The following is a 19,391-nucleotide window of genomic DNA, read 5'->3' on the forward strand; positions in this document are numbered from 1 at the left end:
TGTGATCGCCCCGCTGAGGGGTCCCGCGGGTGCCGTCATTGGGCCGAAGGCGGACTCCTGGCCTCGCCAGATGGGTTAGGCCCACGCGGTCGGATACCCTAAGCAACCGATGACCGCTCGTTTCGATCTCCTCGTCGTCGGCTCTGGATTCTTCGGCCTGACCATTGCCGAGCGCGTAGCCACCCAACTCGGGAAGCGCGTGCTCGTCGTGGAACGCCGCCCGCACATCGGTGGCAACGCCTATTCCGAGGCCGAGCCGCAGACGGGCATCGAGGTCCACAAGTATGGCGCCCACCTGTTCCACACCTCTAATAAGAGGGTCTGGGACTACGTGCGGCAGTTCACCGACTTCACCGACTACCGGCACCGGGTGTTCGCGATGCACAACGGGCAGGCGTACCAGTTCCCGATGGGGCTGGGCCTGGTGTCGCAGTTCTTCGGCAGATACTTCACCCCGGACGAAGCGCGCAGGCTGATCGCCGAGCAGGCCGCCGAGATCAAAACCGAGGACGCGCAAAACCTCGAGGAGAAGGCGATCTCGCTGATCGGCCGGCCGCTGTACGAGGCGTTCGTCAAGGGCTACACCGCCAAGCAGTGGCAGACCGATCCCAAGGAACTGCCGGCCGCCAACATCACCCGGCTGCCGGTGCGCTACACCTTCGACAACCGGTACTTCAGCGACGCCTATGAGGGCCTACCGGTCGACGGTTACACGGCGTGGCTGCAGAACATGGCCGCCGACGACCGCATCGAGGTGCGGCTGGACACGGACTGGTTCGAGGTTCGCGATCAGCTGCGCGCGGAAAGCCCGGACGCGCCCGTCGTGTACACCGGCCCGCTGGACCGCTACTTCGACTACGCCGAGGGCCGGCTCGGTTGGCGCACACTGGACTTCGAGGTGGAAGTGTTGCCGATCGGGGATTTCCAGGGAACGCCGGTGATGAACTACAACGATCCCGACGTGCCCTTCACCCGCATCCACGAATTCCGGCACTTTCACACCGAGCGTGACTACCCCGCCGACAAGACGGTGATCATGCGGGAGTTCTCGCGGTTCGCCGAAGACGACGACGAGCCCTACTATCCGATCAACACCGAGGCCGACCGCACCCTGCTGGCGGCGTACCGAGCGCGGGCGAAGGCCGAAACCGCCTCCGCCAAGGTGCTTTTCGGTGGCCGGTTGGGCACCTATCAATATCTGGACATGCACATGGCGATTGCCAGTGCACTGAACATGTACGACAACACCGTCGCGCCGCACCTGCGCGACGGCAAACCTCTGGTGGAAGAAGGCGCGGGGGCAAGCGCGCCGGCGACGACGCAGACCGAAGCGAGGGGGAGGAGCGGCGCCTGATGACTGCTGTAAGCCTGCTTTCCAGAATTATCCTGCCGCGTCCGGGTGAACCCCTGGACGTGCGCAAGCTGTATCTGGAGGAATCGACCACCAATGCGCGGCGGGCGCACGCGACCAGCCGCACTTCGCTGGAGATCGGCAAAGAGTCCGAGGTGTCGTTCGCCACCTACTTCAATGCGTTCCCCGCGAGCTACTGGCGCCGCTGGTCGATCTGTACCGCGGTGGTGCTCCGGGTCGAGTTGACCGGAACCGGCCGCGTCGACGTGTACCGGACGAAGGCCACCGGAGTGCGGATCTCCGTGGACGGCCGCCAATTCGTCGGTACCGACGACCAACCGGCCATCGTCGAGATCGAGGTGCCGCTCAAGCCGTTCGAGGACGGCGGCTGGATCTGGTTCGACATCACCACCGACACCGTGGTCAACCTGGTGAGCGGTGGCTGGTATGCGACCGAGCCCGCCCCGGGTACGGCCAACATCGCCGTCGGCATCCCCACGTTCAATCGGCCCGCCGACTGCGTCAACGCGCTGGCCGACCTGACCGCGGATCCGTTGGTGGACGAGGTGATTGGGGCGGTGATCGTCCCCGACCAGGGCGTCCGCAAAGTGCGCGATCACCCGGACTTCCCGGCCGCCGCCGCCGGCCTGGGCAACCGGCTGTCCATGCACGACCAGCCCAATCTCGGTGGTTCCGGCGGCTACAGCCGGGTGATGTACGAAGCGCTGAAAAACACCGACTGCCAACAGATTCTGTTCATGGACGACGACATTCGCATCGAGCCGGACACCATCCTGCGGGTGCTGGCGTTGCACCGCTTCGCCAAGACGCCGATGCTCATCGGCGGCCAGATGCTCAACCTGCAGGAGCCGTCGCACCTGCACATCATGGGCGAGGTCGTCAACCAGTCGAACTTCATGTGGACCGCCGCACCGCACGCGGAGTACGACCATGACTTCGCCCAATTCCCGTTGAACGACAAGAACGCTCGGAGCGCGCTGCTACACCGGCGTATCGACGTCGACTTCAACGGTTGGTGGACGTGCATGATCCCGCGGCAGGTCGCCGAGGAGCTGGGCCAGCCGCTGCCGCTGTTCATCAAGTGGGACGACGCCGAATACGGCCTGCGTGCCGGCGAGCACGGGTATCCGACCGTAACCCTGCCGGGCGCGGCGATCTGGCACATGGCCTGGAGCGACAAGGACGACGCCATCGACTGGCAGGCCTACTTCCATCTGCGCAACCGACTGGTGGTCGCCGCGATGCACTGGGACGGTGACGTCACCGGACTGGTTCGCAGTCACCTGAAGGCGACGCTGAAACACCTTGCCTGCCTTGAGTATTCGACAGTGGCGATCCAGAACAGGGCCATCGACGACTTCCTGGCCGGGCCCGAGCACATCTTCTCGATCCTGGAATCCGCTCTGCCCGAGGTACATCGGCTGCGCAAGGAATACCCGGACGCGGTGGTGCTGCCGGCGGCGAGCGAACTGCTGCCGCCGTCGAACAAGACCAGGGCGATGAAGCCGCCGGTCAACCCGCTGTCGATCGGTTATCGGCTGGCCCGCGGCATCGCGCACAACGCAACCAAGGCCGACCCCGAAGCCCACCGGCGCCCGGAGTTCAACGTGCCCACCCAGGACGCGCGCTGGTTCCGGTTGTGCACCGTCGACGGCGTCACCGTGACGACGGCCGACGGGTGCGGCGTGGTCTACCGGCAGCGCGACCGCCGCAAGATGTTCCAGCTGCTGTTCGCCTCGCTGCGGCGGCAGCGCCGGCTGGCGAGCCGGTTCGACGAGATGCGCAAAACGTACCGGGATGCGTTGCCCGTGCTGTCCAGCAAGCAGAAGTGGGAGACGGCGCTGCTACCCGCGCACGCCGAGCGAAAGCATGCCTGAATCGCCACCCCCTACCGGTGAGGTGGCCGCGCTGGTGGCTGTGCAGTCGGCCTTGGCCGACCAGCCCGGCATGCTGACGGCCGCGCGCGGTCTGTCGCATTTCGGCGAGCACAGCATCGGCTGGCTGGCCGTGGCGGCGGTGGGCGCGCTGCTGATGCCGAAGCGGCGCTTGGAGTGGCTGATGGCCGGAACCGGCGCGTTCGCCGCGCACGTCGCCGCCGTGTTGGTCAAGCGGGTGGTGCGGCGTAAGCGGCCCAACGATCCGGCCGTCGTGGTGAACGTCGGCACGCCCAGCCAGCTGAGTTTCCCGTCAGCGCATGCCACCTCGACGACGGCCGCGGCCATCCTGATGGGCCGGATCACCGGTCTGCCGCTGCCCGCCGTCTTGGTTCCCCCGATGGCGTTGTCGCGGATGCTGCTGGGCGTGCACTATCCCAGCGACGTGGCGTGCGGCATCGCCCTCGGAGCCATCGTCGCCCGAATCACCGTCCGGCTCGAGGGCCGGGCGCGGAAGGTCTGGCCGAATGAGTGAGGACGTGGTGACCGGGCCCCCGGGCAACGTGGTGATCGGGGTGGTCAAGGCGATCCGCCCGCGCCAGTGGGTGAAGAACGTCCTGGTGCTGGCCGCGCCGCTGGCCGCATTGGGCGGTCCGGTCCGCTACCACTTGCACGACGTGCTGGACAAGGCCTACCCGGCCCTGGGCGCGTTCGCGGCGTTCTGCCTGGCCGCGTCGTCGATCTACCTGATCAACGACGCGCGCGACGTCGAGGCCGACCGCGAGCACCCCACCAAAAGGTTTCGCCCCATCGCCGCGGGCGTCGTGCCGGAGTGGCTGGCCTACGCCCTGGCGGTGGTGCTGGGAATCGCCGCACTGGTTATCGGCTGGTGGATCACCCCCAATCTGGCGCTGGTGCTGGCCGTCTACCTCGCCATGCAACTGGGCTACTGCTATGGCCTGAAACACCAAGCGGTGATGGACATCTGCATCGTGTCGTCGGCCTATTTGCTGCGGGCCATCGCCGGGGGCGCGGCCACCGACATCCGTCTGACCCAGTGGTTCTTGCTGGTGATGGCGTTCGGGTCGCTGTTCATGGTGGCCGGCAAGCGGTACGCCGAGCTGCAACTGGCCGAGCGCACCGGCGCCAAGATCCGCAAGGCGCTGGAGAACTACACCAGCACCTATCTGCGGTTCGTCTGGACGTTGTCGGCCACGGCGCTGGTGGTCTGCTACGGGCTGTGGGCGTTCGACCGGGAGCACGGCGCGGCGGGCTGGTTCGTGGTGTCCATGGTCCCGTTCACCATCGCCATCCTGCGGTACGCGGTGGACGTGGACGGCGGGCTGGCGGGCGAGCCCGAGGACATCGCGCTGCGGGACCGGGTGCTGCAGCTGCTGGCGGTGACGTGGATCGCGACAGTTGGAGCCGCCGTTGCCTTCGGCTAGCTCCGAACTGCAGGCCCTCAAGGCGCGCATGATGCGCGGCCGGCCGGTCATCAGGCGGTTGGGCTGGCCCGTATTCCCCTACACCGCCATGGTCCGGGTCAGCCTGTGGATCAGCGTGGCGGTGGTCGCCGTCCTGTTCGCCTGGGGCGCCTGGCAGCGGCGCTGGATCGCCGACGATGGGCTGATCGTGCTGCGCACGGTCCGCAACCTGCTGGCCGGCAACGGCCCGGTCTTCAACCAGGGCGAGCGGGTGGAGGCCAACACCTCCACGGCCTGGACCTACCTGATGTACGCCGGCAGCTGGGTGGGTGGGCCGATGCGCATGGAATACGTGGCGCTGGCGCTGGCCCTGACACTTTCGGTGCTGGGTGTGGCGCTGCTGATGCTGGGGGCCGCCCGGTTGTATGCGCCCAGCCTGCGGGGCCGCAGGGCCGTCATGCTGCCCGCCGGGGCGTTGGTCTACGTCGCGCTGCCGCCCGCCCGTGACTTCGCCACCTCGGGGCTGGAGAGTGGGCTGACGCTGGCCTACCTCGGGTTGCTCTGGTGGATGATGGTCTGCTGGGCCCAGCCGGTGCGCAACCGCCCGGATCGCAACCTCTTCATCGGTGCGCTGGCGTTCGTGGCCGGTTTCAGCGTCTTGGTTCGGCCCGACCTGGCGCTGATGGGCGGGCTGGCGCTGATCATGATGTTGATTGCGGCGCGGACGTGGCGGCGCCGGGTGCTGATCGTGGTGGCCGGTGGCCTGCTGCCGGTGGGCTACGAGATCTTCCGGATGGGCTATTACGGCCTGCTGGTGCCCGGCACCGCCCTGGCCAAGGATGCGGCCGGCGACAAGTGGTCCCAGGGCATGATCTACCTGTCGAATTTCGACGCGCCCTACGCGGTCTGGGTGCCGGTGGTGCTCCTCGTTCCGCTGGGGGTGCTGCTACTCGCCGCCCGCCGACGGCCGTCGTTCCTGCGCCCCGCGCTCTCGCCCGACTACGGTCGGCTGGCCCGGGCGGTCCAAAGCCCCCCGGCCGTCGTGGCCTTCGTTCTGGTGAGCGGCCTGCTGCAGGCGCTCTACTGGATCCGGCAGGGCGGCGACTTCATGCACGGGCGGGTGCTGCTGGCGCCGCTGTTCTGCCTGCTGGCCCCGGTGGCCGTGATCCCGGTGGCCATACCGGACGGCCAGGACTATTCGCGGGAGACGGGCTATTGGGTGGCCGGCGCGGCGGGCGCGCTCTGGCTGGGTGTGGCGGGTTGGTCACTGTGGGCGGCGAATTCACCGGGGATGGGCGACGACGCCACTCACGTCACCTACTCCGGCATCGTCGACGAGCGGCGCTTCTACGCGCAGGCCACCGGGCACGCGCATCCCCTGACCGCCGCCGACTACCTGGGTTATCCGCGGATGGCGGCCATCTTGACGGCGCTCGACAACACCCCGGACGGCGCGTTACTGCTGCCGTCGGGCAACTACATCCAGTGGGACCTGGTGCCGCAGGCGCAGCCGGGCCCCGACAAGCCCCCCCAAAAGCCGCAGCACACAGTGTTTTTCACCAACCTCGGCATGGTGGGCATGAACGTCGGCCTCGACGTCAGGGTGATCGACCAGATCGGATTGGCGAATCCGCTTGCGCAACACACGGACCGGTTGAAGCACGGCCGCATCGGCCACGACAAGAACCTCTTCCCGGATTGGGTGATCGCCGACGGACCGTGGGTGAAGGTGTATCCCGGTATTCCGGGTTACTTGGACATGCAATGGGTCGCGGAGGCGGTGACGGCCCTGCAATGCCCCGAGACCAAGTCGGTGCTGAGTTCGGTGCGCGCACCGATGACCCCGCATCGATTCCTCTCCAACCTGGTGCATTCCTATGAATTCACCAAATACCGGATCGACCGCGTTCCGCGCTACGAGCTTGCCAGATGCGGACTGCCAGTGCCCGAAGAGGTCCCACCGCCGCATCGCGAGTAAGCCGCGCGCAGAAGAATTTTCGGCCAATCTCAAAACGATCACGATCCACGCCCGTGAAAGATTGCCAGCAACATCACATTTGGTCCTTCACCAGCTCGCACAAGTGCCCAGGCACATGCGAAAACGCCGCCGAAGGCGCCGGCGTTTCGCCTGGAAAACATCGGGTAGCGACCGCCGCATGACGCTTTGCGGGGCGGTCTCGATGCGACTCGACGGCTACAGGTGTGGTTGACTACACGAGCACTGCTGCGCCTGATCGCATGCAGTACGACCCAAATCATGGACGCGTCCGGGTGATGGGCGCGCCGAAAGGATGAGGAAGCAAGGATGACGCTTGTCGACAGGTTTCGCGGCGCCGTGGCAGGTATGCCGCGCCGGCTCGTGGTGGCGGCCGCTGGTGCGGCCCTGCTCTCGGGCCTGATTGGCGCCGTGGGGGGCTCGGCGACCGCCGGCGCGTTCTCGCGCCCCGGTCTGCCGGTGGAGTACCTGCAGGTTCCTTCCGCAGGGATGGGCCGCGATATCAAGGTTCAGTTCCAAAGCGGTGGGGCCAACGCGCCCGCGCTCTACCTGCTCGACGGTATGCGCGCCCAGGACGACTTCAACGGCTGGGACATCAACACCCCGGCGTTCGAGTGGTACAACCAGTCGGGCATTGCCGTGGTCATGCCGGTCGGCGGCCAGTCCAGCTTCTACTCCGACTGGTACAAGCCCGCCTGCGGTAAGGCCGGCTGCACCACCTACAAGTGGGAGACCTTCCTGACCAGCGAGCTGCCGGCGTACCTCGCGGCGCAAAAGCAGGTCAAGTCGACCAACAACGCCGCCGTGGGTCTGTCGATGGCCGGCTCGTCGGCCCTGATCCTCGCCGCGTACCACCCGAACCAGTTCGTTTACGCCGGCTCGCTGTCGGCCCTGCTGGACCCGTCGCAGGGCATGGGTCCGTCGCTGATCGGCCTCGCCATGGGTGACGCCGGTGGCTACAAGAAGGACGACATGTGGGGGCCGTCGAGCGACCCGGCGTGGGCGCGCAACGACCCGTCGTTGCAGGTCAGCAAGCTGGTCGCCAATAACACCCGCATCTGGGTGTACTGCGGCAACGGCAAGCCGTCCGACCTCGGTGGCGACAACCTGCCCGCGAAGTTCCTGGAGGGCTTCGTGCGGACCAGCAACCTGAAGTTCCAGGACGCGTACAAAGCCGCCGGCGGTAACAACGCGGTGTGGAACTTCGACGCCAACGGCACGCACGACTGGCCGTACTGGGGTGCGCAGCTGCAGGCGATGAAGCCTGACCTGCAGGCGACCCTGGGCGCCACCCCGGGCGCCGGGCCGGCCACGGCCGCGGCTGCTGCCGGGAACGGTCAGAACGGCGGCCAGGGCACCTAAGCCCAAAAACGACGCGACTGGCGGCGGAAACCCCTCGGGGTTTCCGCCGCTGGTCGTTTTGGTGTGTGATTTGATTCACTACCCCGCGGGCGGGGGAACTACGGCGCTGGCTAATGTGCAGACAGCGACTAGACGATGGAGGGTGGACATGAGGGTCGTGTGGGGTACGTCAGCGCTTTTTCGGGTGTTCTCCGCGGCCGTGCTGGCCGTCGGCTTGATCGGTGTGACGGTGACGGGCGGTCCCGCCGGCCGAGCGCGGGCGGCCGGTTACGAGAGCCTGATGGTGCCGTCGGCGGCGATGGGCCGCGACATCCCGGTCGCCTTCCTGGGCGGCGGACCGCACGCGGTCTATCTGCTGGACGCCTTCAATGCGGCCCCGGACGTCAGCAACTGGGTCACCGCGGGCAACGCGATGAACACGCTGGGCGGCAAGGGCATCTCCGTGGTGGCGCCCGCCGGCGGTGCTTGGAGCATGTACACCAACTGGGAGCAGGACGGCAGCAAGCAGTGGGACACCTTCCTGTCCAGCGAGCTGCCCAACTGGCTGTCCGCCAACAAGGGCCTGGCGCCCGGTGGCCACGCCGCCGTCGGCGCTTCACAGGGTGGCTACGGCGCGATGGCGCTGGCCGCCTTCCACCCCGACCGCTTCGGCTTTGCCGGTTCGCTGTCCGGATTCCTGTACCCGTCGAGCACCAACTACAACGGCGCGATCCTGGCCGGCCTGCAGCAATTCGGCGGCGTGGACGGCAACGGGATGTGGGGCGCCCCGCAGCTGGGCCGGTGGAAGTGGCACGACCCCTACGTGCACGCCTCGTTGCTGGCGCAGAACAACACTCGCGTCTGGGTCTACAGCCCGACGAATATGGGCGGCGACGACGCGGCCATGATCGGCCAGGCGGGCGCGGCGATGGGCAGCTCGCGGGAGTTCTATCAGCAGTACCGCAGCAACGGCGGGCACAATGGTCACTTCGACTTCCCGGGCGGCGGCGACAACGGCTGGGGCTCGTGGTCGGGGCAACTGGGGGCCATGTCGGGCGACATCGTCGGCGCCATTCGGTAGCGGGGCGCTGCGGGTCGCTGCCCGGCGGATCCAGCGGCGATCGCAAGCGCGGCGAAGCCGGGCGCTGCGGGTCGCTGCCCGGCGGATCCAGTCGGGGGAGCCGGTACCGTGTAGTGGTGTGCGGCAGGGGTCGGGAGGACCGCGTCGCGATCCACCCACTCGGCTAGCAGGAGAACATGGCTACCAACGCCCGGCGTAAGCGCCACCGAATGCTCGCCTGGGCCGCCGCGTGTGCGATGGCGGTCGTGGTGTTGTTGGTGATCGTGGCCGTGGTGGTGTTGCTGCGCAACCGCGAGTCGCCGCCCAGCGCGGTGCCGCCCGGCGTCCTGCCTTCGCCGTCGACGACCACCCACCCGCACAAGCCCCGGCCCGCTTCGCAGGACGCGTCGTGCCCTGACGTCCAGTTGGTCAACGTCCCCGGCACCTGGGAGTCCGCCCCGCAGGACGATCCGATCAACCCGATGCAATTCCCCAACGCGCTGCTGCACAAGGTGACTACGACGATCAGCCAGCAGTTCCCCACGTCCCGGGTGCAGGAGTACACCACCCCCTACACCGCGCAATTCCACAACCCGCTCGGCGGTGACACGCAGATGTCGTACAACGAAAGCCGCGCCGAGGGCACCCGCGCGACGGTCCAGGCGATGACGGACATGAACGCCAAGTGCCCGCTCACCAGTTACGTGCTGATGGGTTTCTCCCAGGGCGCGGTGATCGCCGGTGACATCGCCAGCGACATCGGCAACGGGCGCGGTCCCGTCGACGACGACCTGGTTCTCGGTGTGACGTTGATCGCCGACGGTCGCCGCCAGCCCGGGGTGGGCAACGACGTCGGGCCCAACCCGCCGGGTCAGGGCGCCGAGGTCACGTTGCACGAGGTGCCGGTGCTGTCCGGGCTGGGGTTGACCATGACCGGGGCCCGGCCCGGTGGTTTCGGCGCGCTCAACGACAAGACCAACGAGATCTGCGCGCCGGGCGACCTCATCTGCGCCGCGCCGGAGGAGGCGTTCAGCGTGGCCAACCTCCCCAACACGCTCAGCACCCTGGCGGGGAATGGCGGGCAGCCCATCCACGCCCTGTACGCGACGGCGCAGTTCTGGAACGCTGACGGGCAGGCGGCGACGGATTGGACCTTGAATTGGGTTCAAGGACTGATCAATAATGCGCCGCACCCCAAACATGGATGACCGGCCGCGGGACACAGCAGCCAGGAGCCCGCTGCCGGTGCAGATCAGCGGTACCTTGTGATTTGGTGTGCTGCGGGCCGCCCCTTAACATTAAGAGGAATTTAAGAGCTAGAAGACTTTGTCGCGGACCCGGTCCTGGTAGATGCCGGCCTGTGATGAGCAGGAGGCTGGCGCCCGTGGCGCAGCGCGAGGGCTGGCCCGCGTACAGAAGGAAACCGTCGGCATCGCCGACCAGAGGACAAGACGTCGGCGTAGCGCCGACCTCAACAGGTGTGACAGGAGACCGGAATGGTGTACCACAACCCGTTCATCGTGAATGGAAAGATCAGGTTCCCGGACAACACCAACCTGGTCAAGCACGTTGAGAAATGGGCGAGGGTTCGTGGCGACAAGCTGGCCTACCGGTTCATCGACTACTCCACCGAACGGGACGGGGTGTACCGCGACATCATCTGGCGCGACTTCAGCGCCCGCAACCGCGCGGTCGGGGCCAGGCTGCAGCAGGTCACCCAGCCCGGTGACCGCATCGCCATCCTGTGCCCGCAGAGCCTGGACTACCTGATCGCCTTCTTCGGCGCGCTCTACGCCGGCCGGATCGCGGTGCCGCTGTTCGACCCGGGCGAGCCGGGCCACGTCGGCCGCCTGCACGCGGTGCTCGACGACTGCACCCCCTCGACGATCCTGACCACCACCGAGGCCGCCGAAGGGGTCCGCAAGTTCATTCGAGCCCGGTCGGCCAAGGAGCGGCCCCGGGTGATCGCCGTCGACGCGGTACCGACCGAGGTGGCCTCCACCTGGGTGGAGCCGGTCGCCGACGAGAACACCATCGCCTACCTGCAGTACACCTCCGGTTCGACCCGCACCCCGACCGGCGTGGAGATCAGCCACCTGAATCTGCCCACCAACGTGCTGCAGGTGCTCAACGGGCTGGAAGGCAAGGAGGGTGACCGCGGCCTGTCCTGGCTGCCGTTCTTCCACGACATGGGCCTGATCACGGCGCTGCTGTCACCCGTGCTGGGCCACAACTTCACCTTCATGACGCCGGCCGCGTTCGTGCGCCGCCCCGGCCGGTGGATCCGCGAGATGGCGCGTAAACCCGACGACGAGCCGGGCTCCGAGCTTTTCACCGTCGCGCCCAACTTCGCGTTCGAGCACGCCGCTATCCGCGGCGTGCCCAAGGAAGGCGAGCCGCCACTTGACCTGAGCAACGTCAAGGGGATCCTCAACGGCAGCGAACCGGTGTCGCCGGCATCGATGCGCAAGTTCTACGAGGCGTTCGCGCCGTACGGCCTGCGGGAGACCGCGATCAAGCCTTCCTACGGCCTGGCCGAGGCGACGCTGTTCGTCTCCACCACGCCGATGGATGAGGCGCCGACGGTCATCTACGTGGACCGCGACGAGCTCAACAAGCAACGCTTCGTCGAGGTGGCTGCGGACGCTCCGAAGGCCGTCGCTCAGGTTTCCGCGGGCGTTATCGGCGTCGACGAGTGGGCCGTCATCGTCGACCCCGACACGGCCAGCGAGCTGCCGGACGGGCAGATCGGCGAGATCTGGCTGCACGGCAAGAACCTGGGTCTCGGCTACTGGGGCAAGGAGGCGGAGACCCAGGAGACCTTCCGCAACATCCTCAAATCGCGCATCAGCAAGTCGCACGCCGAGGGAGCCGAGGACGACGGGCTGTGGGTTCGCACCGGCGACTACGGCACCTACCACAACGGGCACCTCTATATTGCGGGCCGCATCAAGGACCTGGTCATCATCGACGGCCGCAACCACTACCCGCAGGACCTCGAGTACTCGGCGCAGGAAGCCAGCCGGGCCCTGCGCACCGGCTACGTGGCCGCGTTCTCGGTCCCGGCCAACGAGCTGCCGCAGGTGGTGTTCGACAACCCGCACACCGGCCTCAAGCACGACGCGGAGGACTCCTCCGAGCAGCTGGTGATCGTCGCCGAGCGGGCCGCCGGCAGCCACAAGCTGGAGTACCAGCCGATCGCCGACGACATCCGGGCCGCGATCGCCGTACGCCACGGCGTGACCGTCCGCGACTTGCTGCTGGTGCAGGCCGGGACGATCCCGCGCACCTCCAGCGGCAAGATCGGGCGCCGCGCGTGCCGTGCCGCCTACCTCGACGGCAGCCTGCGCAGCGGCGTCGGTTCGCCGACCGCCTTCGCCAACACATCAGACTGAATTCACGAAAACCATGGCTGATACTGATCATTCCGAGAACGCCGAGAACACCAACCCGTCCCCCGAGGGGGTAGTTCCCGCCCGGAAGACCGACATGACGGTCCCCGAGTTGCGCGAATGGCTGCGCAACTGGGTGGGCAGGGCCGTCGGGAAGTCACCGGACGACATCGACGAGTCGGTGCCGATGGTCGAGCTGGGCCTGTCGTCGCGTGACGCCGTGGCGATGGCCGCCGACATCGAGGACATGACCGGTGTCACCCTGTCGGTCGCGGTGGCGTTCCAGCATCCGACCATCGAGTCGCTCGCCACGCGGATCATCGAGGGCGAGCCCGAGATCGACACATCGGGCGACGACGTTTCGGACTGGACGCGCAACGGCCCGGCCGAACGTGTCGACATCGCGATCGTGGGCCTGTCGACCCGGTTGCCCGGCGACATGAACACCCCCGACGAGACGTGGCAAGCGCTGATGGAGGGCCGCGACGCCATCACCGACCTGCCGGAGGGCCGCTGGGAGGAGTTCCTGGAGGAGCCGCGGCTGGCCGAGCGGATGGCGAAGGCCCGCACCCGCGGCGGCTACCTGAAGGACATCAAGGGTTTCGACTCCGAGTTCTTCGCGGTGGCCAAGACCGAAGCCGACAACATCGACCCGCAGCAGCGGATGGCGCTGGAGCTGACCTGGGAGGCGCTCGAGCAGGCGCACATCCCGGCATCGAGCCTGCGCGGACGGTCCGTCGGCGTTTACGTCGGCGTCTCCAACAACGACTACAGCTTCCTGGCGGTATCCGACCCGACCGTCGCGCACCCCTACGCCATCACCGGCACCGCGACGTCGATCATCGCCAACCGGGTCTCCTATTTCTATGACTTCCGCGGCCCGTCGGTCGCCGTCGACACCGCGTGCTCGAGCTCGCTGGTGGCCATCCACCAGGCAGTGCAGGGCCTGCGCAACGGCGAGGCCGACGTCGCGGTCGCCGGTGGCGTCAACGCGCTGATCACGCCCGTGGTGACGCTCGGTTTCGACGAGATCGGCCAGGTCTTGTCCCCCGACGGCCGGATCAAGTCGTTCTCCTCGGACGCCGACGGTTACACCCGCTCCGAGGGTGGCGGGATGCTGGTGCTCAAGCGGGTGGACGACGCCCGCCGCGACGGTGACCAGATCCTCGCCGTGATCGCGGGCAGCGCGGTCAACCACGACGGCCGGTCCAACGGCCTGATCGCGCCCAATCAGGACGCGCAGGCCGACGTGCTGCGCCGGGCCTACAAGGACGCCGGCATCGACCCGCGCAACGTCGACTACATCGAGGCGCACGGCACCGGAACCGTGCTCGGCGACCCGATCGAGGCCGAGGCGCTGGGCCGCGTCGTCGGCCGGGGCCGTCCCGCCGACCGCCCTGCGCTGCTGGGCGCGGTGAAAACCAATGTGGGCCACCTGGAGTCGGCGGCCGGCGCGGCCAGCATGGCCAAAGTGGTGCTGGCCCTGCAGCACGACAAGCTGCCGCCGTCGATCAACTTCGCCGGGCCCAGCCCCTACATCGATTTCGACGCGATGCACCTGAAGGTGATCGACCAGGCGACCGACTGGCCGCGTTACGGCGGCTACGCGCTGGCTGGCGTGTCCAGCTTCGGCTTCGGCGGGGCCAACGCGCACCTGGTGGTGCGCGAGGTCTTGCCGCGTGACGTCATCGAGCGTGAGCCCGAACCCGAACCGCAGGCTGTCGCCGAGACCGCTGAGGCCCCCACCATGGAGGGCCACGCGCTGCGGTTCGACGACTTCGGCAACATCATCCCGGACGTCGAGGCGGCCGAGGAGGAAGAGTACGAGCTGCCGGGCGTCACCGACGAGGCGTTGCGGCTCAAGGAGATCGCGCTGGAAGAGCTTGCGGCGCAGGAGGCCGCGGAGCCGACCAATCCCCTGATCCCGCTCGTCGTGTCCGCGTTCTTGACCTCGCGCAAGAAGGCCGCGGCCGCCGAGCTGGCGGACTGGATGGAGAGCCCCGAGGGCCAGGCGTCGTCGCTGGAATCGATCGGGCGGGCGCTGTCGCGGCGCAACCACGGCCGTTCGCGCGCGGTGGTGCTGGCGCACGACCACGAGGAGGCGATCAAGGGCCTGCGCGCGGTGGCCGAGGGCAAGCAGCGGCCGGGCGTGTTCAGCGTCGACGGACCGGTGACGAACGGCCCGGTGTGGGTGCTGGCGGGCTTTGGCGCGCAGCACCGCAAGATGGGCAAGAGCCTGTACCTGCGCAACGAGGTCTTCGCCGAGTGGATCGAGAAGGTCGACGCGCTGATCCAGGATGAGCTGGGCTACTCGGTGCTCGAGCTGATCCTCGACGACTCGCAGGACTACGGCATCGAGACCACCCAGGTCACCATCTTCGCGATCCAGATCGCGCTGGGCGAGCTGCTCAAGCACCACGGCGCCAAACCCGCCGCGGTGGTTGGCCAGTCCCTGGGCGAGGCCGCCTCGGCGTACTTCGCCGGCGGCTTGTCGCTGCGCGACGCCACCCGGACCATCTGCTCCCGCTCGCACCTGATGGGTGAGGGCGAGGCGATGCTGTTCGGCGAATACATTCGGCTGATGGCGCTGGTGGAGTACTCCGCCGACGAGATCAAGACGGTGTTCTCCGACTTCCCGGACCTGGAGGTGTGCGTCTACGCCGCCCCCACCCAGACCGTCATCGGCGGTCCGCCCGAGCAGGTGGACGCGATCATCGCCCGCGCGGAATCCGAGGGTAAGTTCGCCCGCAAGTTCCAGACCAAGGGCGCCAGCCACACCCAGCAGATGGACCCGCTGCTCGGCGAGCTCGCCGCGGAGCTGCAAGGCATCAAGCCGACGAGCCCGACGGTCGGGATCTACTCGACGGTGCACGAGGGCAGCTACATCAAGCCCGGCGGCGAGCCGATCCACGACGTCGACTACTGGAAGAAGGGCCTGCGCCACAGCGTCTACTTCACGCACGGCGTCCGCAATGCCGTCGACAGTGGCCACACCACCTTCGTGGAGCTGGCACCCAACCCGGTGGCGCTGATGCAGGTGGGCCTGACGACGGCTGCGGCGGGGCTGCACGACGCCCAGCTGATCCCGACGCTGGCCCGCAAGCAGGACGAGGTCGAGTCGATGATCTCGACCATGGCGCAGCTCTACGTCTACGGCCACGACCTCAACATCTGGACGCTGTTCACCCGCGCCGGCGGGCCGGCGGACTACGCGAACATCCCGCCGACCCGGTTCAAGCGCAAGGAGCACTGGCTGGACGTGCACTTCGCGCACGGCGGCAGCTCGGCGCTCATGCCGGGTAACCATGTCGCGCTGCCCGACGGCCGCCACGTCTGGGAGTTCCACCCCCGCGGTGTGACGGATCTCGCCGCCCTGGTGAAAACCGCTGCGGCCGAGGTGCTTCCGGACGCGCAGCTCGCGGCCGCCGAACAGCGTGCGGTCCCCGGCGAGGACGCCCGCCTGGTGACGACGCTGACCCGGCACCCCGGCGGTGCCGCGGTGCAGGTGCACGCCCGCATCGAGGAGTCCTTCACGTTGGTCTACGACGCCCTGGTGACCCGGGCCGGGGAAGCCGGCGTCGCGTTGCCGGTCGCGGTCGGCGCCGGAGCGGCGATCACGGCCGGGTCCAACGGGGCAGCGGCCGTGCCGGAGGCGCCCGTCGAAGAGGCGGATGCCGAGACCCTGACGGACAGCCTGACCAACCGGTACTTCTCGGCCAGCATGGGCAAGTGGTCGCCGGACTCGGGCGAGACCGTCGCGGAGCGCCTGGGCCTGATCGTCGGCTCGGCCATGGGTTACGAGCCCGAGGACCTGCCGTGGGAGGTGCCGCTGATCGAGCTCGGCCTGGACTCCCTGATGGCGGTGCGGATCAAGAACCGCGTCGAGTACGACTTCGACCTGCCGCCGATCCAGTTGGCCGCGGTGCGCGACGCCAACCTCTACAACATCGAGGAGCTGATCAAGTACGCGGTCGAGCACCGCGACGAGGTCGAGGAGCTGCACGAGCACCAGAAGACGCTTACGCCTGAGGAGATCGCCAAAGAGCAGGCCCAGCTGCTCAGCGCCGCGACGCCGAGCACCGTGGCCGCGCCCGCCCCGGACCCGCAAGCGGAGCCGGAGACGCAGCCGACGCCGCCGGCGTCGGACGCGACGATCCCGCCGCCGCCGACGGATCCGTCCGGCCCGAAGGGGGCGGCGTCCAACGGCGCGAAGCCCGATCTCGCGGGGGCGCTCAGCCAGGAGGCGGTGTCCAAGGCGCTGAATTCCGATGTGCCGCCGCGTGATGCGGCCGAGCGGGTCACCTTCGCCACCTGGGCGATCGTCACGGGCAAGTCGCCGGGCGGCATCTTCAACCCGCTGCCCAAGCTCGACGAGGACACCGCGGCCAAGATGGCGCAGCGGCTTTCCGAGCGCGCCGACGGCGCCGTCAGCGCCGAGGACGTCCTGACGTCGGACACCATCGAGGCGCTGGCCGAGAAGGTCCGCCAGTACCTGGAGGCCGGCCAGATTGACGGCTTCGTCCGCACCCTGCGGGCGCGCCCCGAGGGCAGCTCGAAACCCGCGGTGTTCGTGTTCCACCCCGCCGGCGGTTCAACGGTGGTCTACGAGCCGCTGCTGAACCGGTTGCCCGCGGACACGCCGATGTACGGGTTCGAGCGCGTGGAGGGCACCGTCCAGGAGCGGGCCGCCCAGTACGTGCCGAAGCTGTTGGAGATGAACGCGGGCAATCCGTTCATCCTGGCCGGCTGGTCGCTCGGCGGCGCGCTGGCGTACGCGTGCGCGATCGGCTTGAAGCGCGCGGGCGAAGACGTGCGCTTCGTCGGGATGATCGACACCGTGCGCGCCGGCGAGGAGATTCCACAGACGCAGGAGGAGACCCGCAAGCGCTGGGACCGGTACGCGAAGTTCGCCGAGCGCACCTTCAACGTCGAGATTCCGGCGATCCCCTACGAGCAGCTCGAAGAGCTCGACGACGAGGGCCAGGTCAAGTTCGTGCTGGACATCGTCCAGCAGAGCGGCGTGCAGATCCCGGGCGGCATCGTCGAGCACCAGCGGACGTCCTACCTGGACAACCGGGCGCTCGAGACCGTACAGATCGAGCCGTACGACGGCCACGTGACCCTCTACATGGCCGATCGCTACCACGACGACGTGATCGAGTTCGAGCCGCGATATGCGGTCCGCCAGCCCGACGGCGGCTGGGGCGAGTACGTGGCCGACCTCGAGGTGGTACCCATCGGCGGCGAGCACATCCAGGCCATCGACGAACCGATCATCGGCAAGGTCGGTGCTCACCTCTCCGACGTGCTGAATAAGGTGGAGGCCGAAACCAGTCAGACGAGTGAGGTGGGCAAGTAGTGACCGGTGCGGAGCCTTCTCGCGCTCACACGACAGCCGAAAAACTGGCCGAGCTGCACGTTCGTCTGGAATTGGCCAAGGAGCCGGGCGGTGAGAAGGCGGTCGCCAAGCGCGACAAGAAGGGCATTCCCAGTGCCCGCGCCCGCATTCACGCGCTGGTCGATCCGGGTACCTTCCTCGAGGTCGGGGCGCTGGCCAAGACGCCGAACGACCCGAACGCGCTCTACGGTGACGGCTGCGTCACTGGGCACGCCATGATCGACGGCCGGCCGGTCGGGGTGTTCTCCCACGACCAGACGGTGTTTCAGGGCACGGTGGGCGAGATGTTCGGCCGCAAGGTCGCGCGGCTGATGGAGTGGTGCGCGATGGTCGGATGCCCGATCGTCGGCATCCAGGACTCGGGTGGCGCCCGGATTCAGGACGCGGTCACCTCGCTGGCGTGGTACGCCGAGCTGGGCCGCCGCCACGAGGCGCTGTCCGGTCTGGTGCCGCAGATCTCCCTCATCTTCGGTAAATGCGCTGGGGGAGCGGTGTATTCGCCGATCCAAGACGATCTGCTCGTCTCGGTGCGCGACCAGGGTTACTTCTTCGTCACCGGTCCCGACGTCATCAGGGAGGTCACCGGCGAGGACGTCACCCTCGACGAGCTGGGCGGCTCCGATGCGCAGGCCCGCTACGGCAACATCCACCAGGTGGTGGATTCCGAGGCCGAAGCGTTCCAGTATGTGCGTGACTTCCTGTCCTTCCTGCCGTCCAATTGCTTCGACAATCCGCCGATCGTCAACCCCGGGCTGGAGCCGGAGGTCACGCCGACCGACCTGGAGCTCGACGCGATCGTGCCGGACTCCGACAATGCGGCCTACGACATGCACGAGATCCTGCTGCGCATCTTCGACGACGGGGACTTCCTCGAGGTCGCCGCGCAGCACGGTCCGGCCATCATCACCGGGTACGCCCGGGTCGACGGGCGCCCGGTCGGCGTCATCGCCAACCAGCCCATGTACCTGGCCGGGTCGATCGACAACGAGGCCTCCGACAAGGCCGCGCGGTTCATCCGGTTCTGCGACGCGTTCAACATCCCGCTGGTGTTCGTGGTGGACACCCCGGGCTTCCTGCCGGGCGCCGAGGAGGAGAAGAGGGGCATCATCAAGCGCGGCGGCCGGTTCCTCTACTCGGTGGTCGAGGCGGACGTGCCGAAGGTGACGATCACCGTGCGCAAGTCCTACGGTGGCGCCTACGCCGTGATGGGATCCCGGCAGCTGACGTCCGACTTCAACTTCGCCTGGCCCACCGCGCGCATCGCGGTGATCGGCGCCGAGGGGGCCGCGCAGCTGCTGATGAAGCGGTTCCCCGACCCGACGACGCCCGAGGCGCAGCAGATCAAGAAGGACTTCATCGAGGGCTACAACCTCAACATGGCGATCCCGTGGACCGCCGCCGAACGCGGCTTCATCGACGCGGTCATCGACCCGCACCAGACGCGGCTGCTGCTGCGCAAGTCGCTGAAGCTGTTGCGGGACAAGCAGTTGTGGTTCCGCACGGCGCGTAAGCACGGGCTGATCCCGGTCTAGTT

General features: G+C 68.0%; 11 protein-coding genes. All 11 read left to right on the plus strand.

The window, feature by feature from the left end; all coding sequences use genetic code 11:
- Positions 1-109: 109 nt before the first annotated feature.
- The 11 genes from glf to A5758_RS16715 all read left to right on the plus strand — a co-directional run bounded on the left by glf (position 110) and on the right by A5758_RS16715 (position 19,389).
- Positions 110-1,354 carry a UDP-galactopyranose mutase gene (gene glf, locus A5758_RS16665; protein WP_067742075.1) on the plus strand — a complete coding sequence of 415 codons (1,245 nt, stop codon included), beginning with the start codon at positions 110-112 and terminating at the stop codon, positions 1,352-1,354.
- Positions 1,354-3,249, plus strand: a complete 1,896-nt coding sequence (locus A5758_RS16670) for a glycosyltransferase (RefSeq protein ID WP_067742078.1) — start codon at positions 1,354-1,356, stop codon at positions 3,247-3,249. The genes glf and A5758_RS16670 overlap by 1 nt, the downstream gene beginning before the upstream one ends.
- Positions 3,242-3,781: a phosphatase PAP2 family protein gene (locus A5758_RS16675; protein ID WP_067207843.1), complete on the plus strand. Its 540-nt coding sequence runs from the start codon at positions 3,242-3,244 to the stop codon at positions 3,779-3,781. Before A5758_RS16670 ends, A5758_RS16675 begins: the two co-directional genes overlap by 8 nt.
- Positions 3,774-4,691 (plus strand): decaprenyl-phosphate phosphoribosyltransferase, encoded by a 918-nt coding sequence (locus A5758_RS16680; RefSeq protein WP_066953453.1) that lies wholly within the window; start codon positions 3,774-3,776, stop codon positions 4,689-4,691. Before A5758_RS16675 ends, A5758_RS16680 begins: the two co-directional genes overlap by 8 nt.
- Positions 4,678-6,648, plus strand: coding sequence for a terminal beta-(1->2)-arabinofuranosyltransferase (aftB, locus tag A5758_RS16685; RefSeq protein WP_304441257.1), 1,971 nt, complete (start codon positions 4,678-4,680; stop codon positions 6,646-6,648). The genes A5758_RS16680 and aftB overlap by 14 nt, the downstream gene beginning before the upstream one ends.
- 327 nt (positions 6,649-6,975) lie before the next feature.
- Positions 6,976-8,028 (plus strand): esterase family protein, encoded by a 1,053-nt coding sequence (locus tag A5758_RS16690; RefSeq protein ID WP_067207837.1) that lies wholly within the window; start codon positions 6,976-6,978, stop codon positions 8,026-8,028.
- Positions 8,029-8,185: 157 nt separating this feature from the next.
- Positions 8,186-9,088, plus strand: coding sequence for an esterase family protein (locus A5758_RS16695; protein WP_067742405.1), 903 nt, complete (start codon positions 8,186-8,188; stop codon positions 9,086-9,088).
- Positions 9,089-9,264: 176 nt separating this feature from the next.
- Positions 9,265-10,275 carry a cutinase family protein gene (locus tag A5758_RS16700; protein WP_067742084.1) on the plus strand — a complete coding sequence of 337 codons (1,011 nt, stop codon included), beginning with the start codon at positions 9,265-9,267 and terminating at the stop codon, positions 10,273-10,275.
- 288 nt (positions 10,276-10,563) lie between these two features.
- Positions 10,564-12,462 carry a long-chain-fatty-acid--AMP ligase FadD32 gene (fadD32, locus tag A5758_RS16705; RefSeq protein WP_067202694.1) on the plus strand — a complete coding sequence of 633 codons (1,899 nt, stop codon included), beginning with the start codon at positions 10,564-10,566 and terminating at the stop codon, positions 12,460-12,462.
- A gap of 13 nt (positions 12,463-12,475) precedes the next feature.
- Positions 12,476-17,818: a polyketide synthase Pks13 gene (gene pks13, locus A5758_RS16710; protein ID WP_067742088.1), complete on the plus strand. Its 5,343-nt coding sequence runs from the start codon at positions 12,476-12,478 to the stop codon at positions 17,816-17,818.
- Positions 17,818-19,389, plus strand: a complete 1,572-nt coding sequence (locus A5758_RS16715) for an acyl-CoA carboxylase subunit beta (RefSeq protein ID WP_067742091.1) — start codon at positions 17,818-17,820, stop codon at positions 19,387-19,389. Before pks13 ends, A5758_RS16715 begins: the two co-directional genes overlap by 1 nt.
- Positions 19,390-19,391: the final 2 nt, after the last annotated feature.

It is taken from the genome of Mycobacterium sp. 852014-50255_SCH5639931 (assembly GCF_001665605.1).
Taxonomy (GTDB): domain Bacteria; phylum Actinomycetota; class Actinomycetes; order Mycobacteriales; family Mycobacteriaceae; genus Mycobacterium; species Mycobacterium paraffinicum.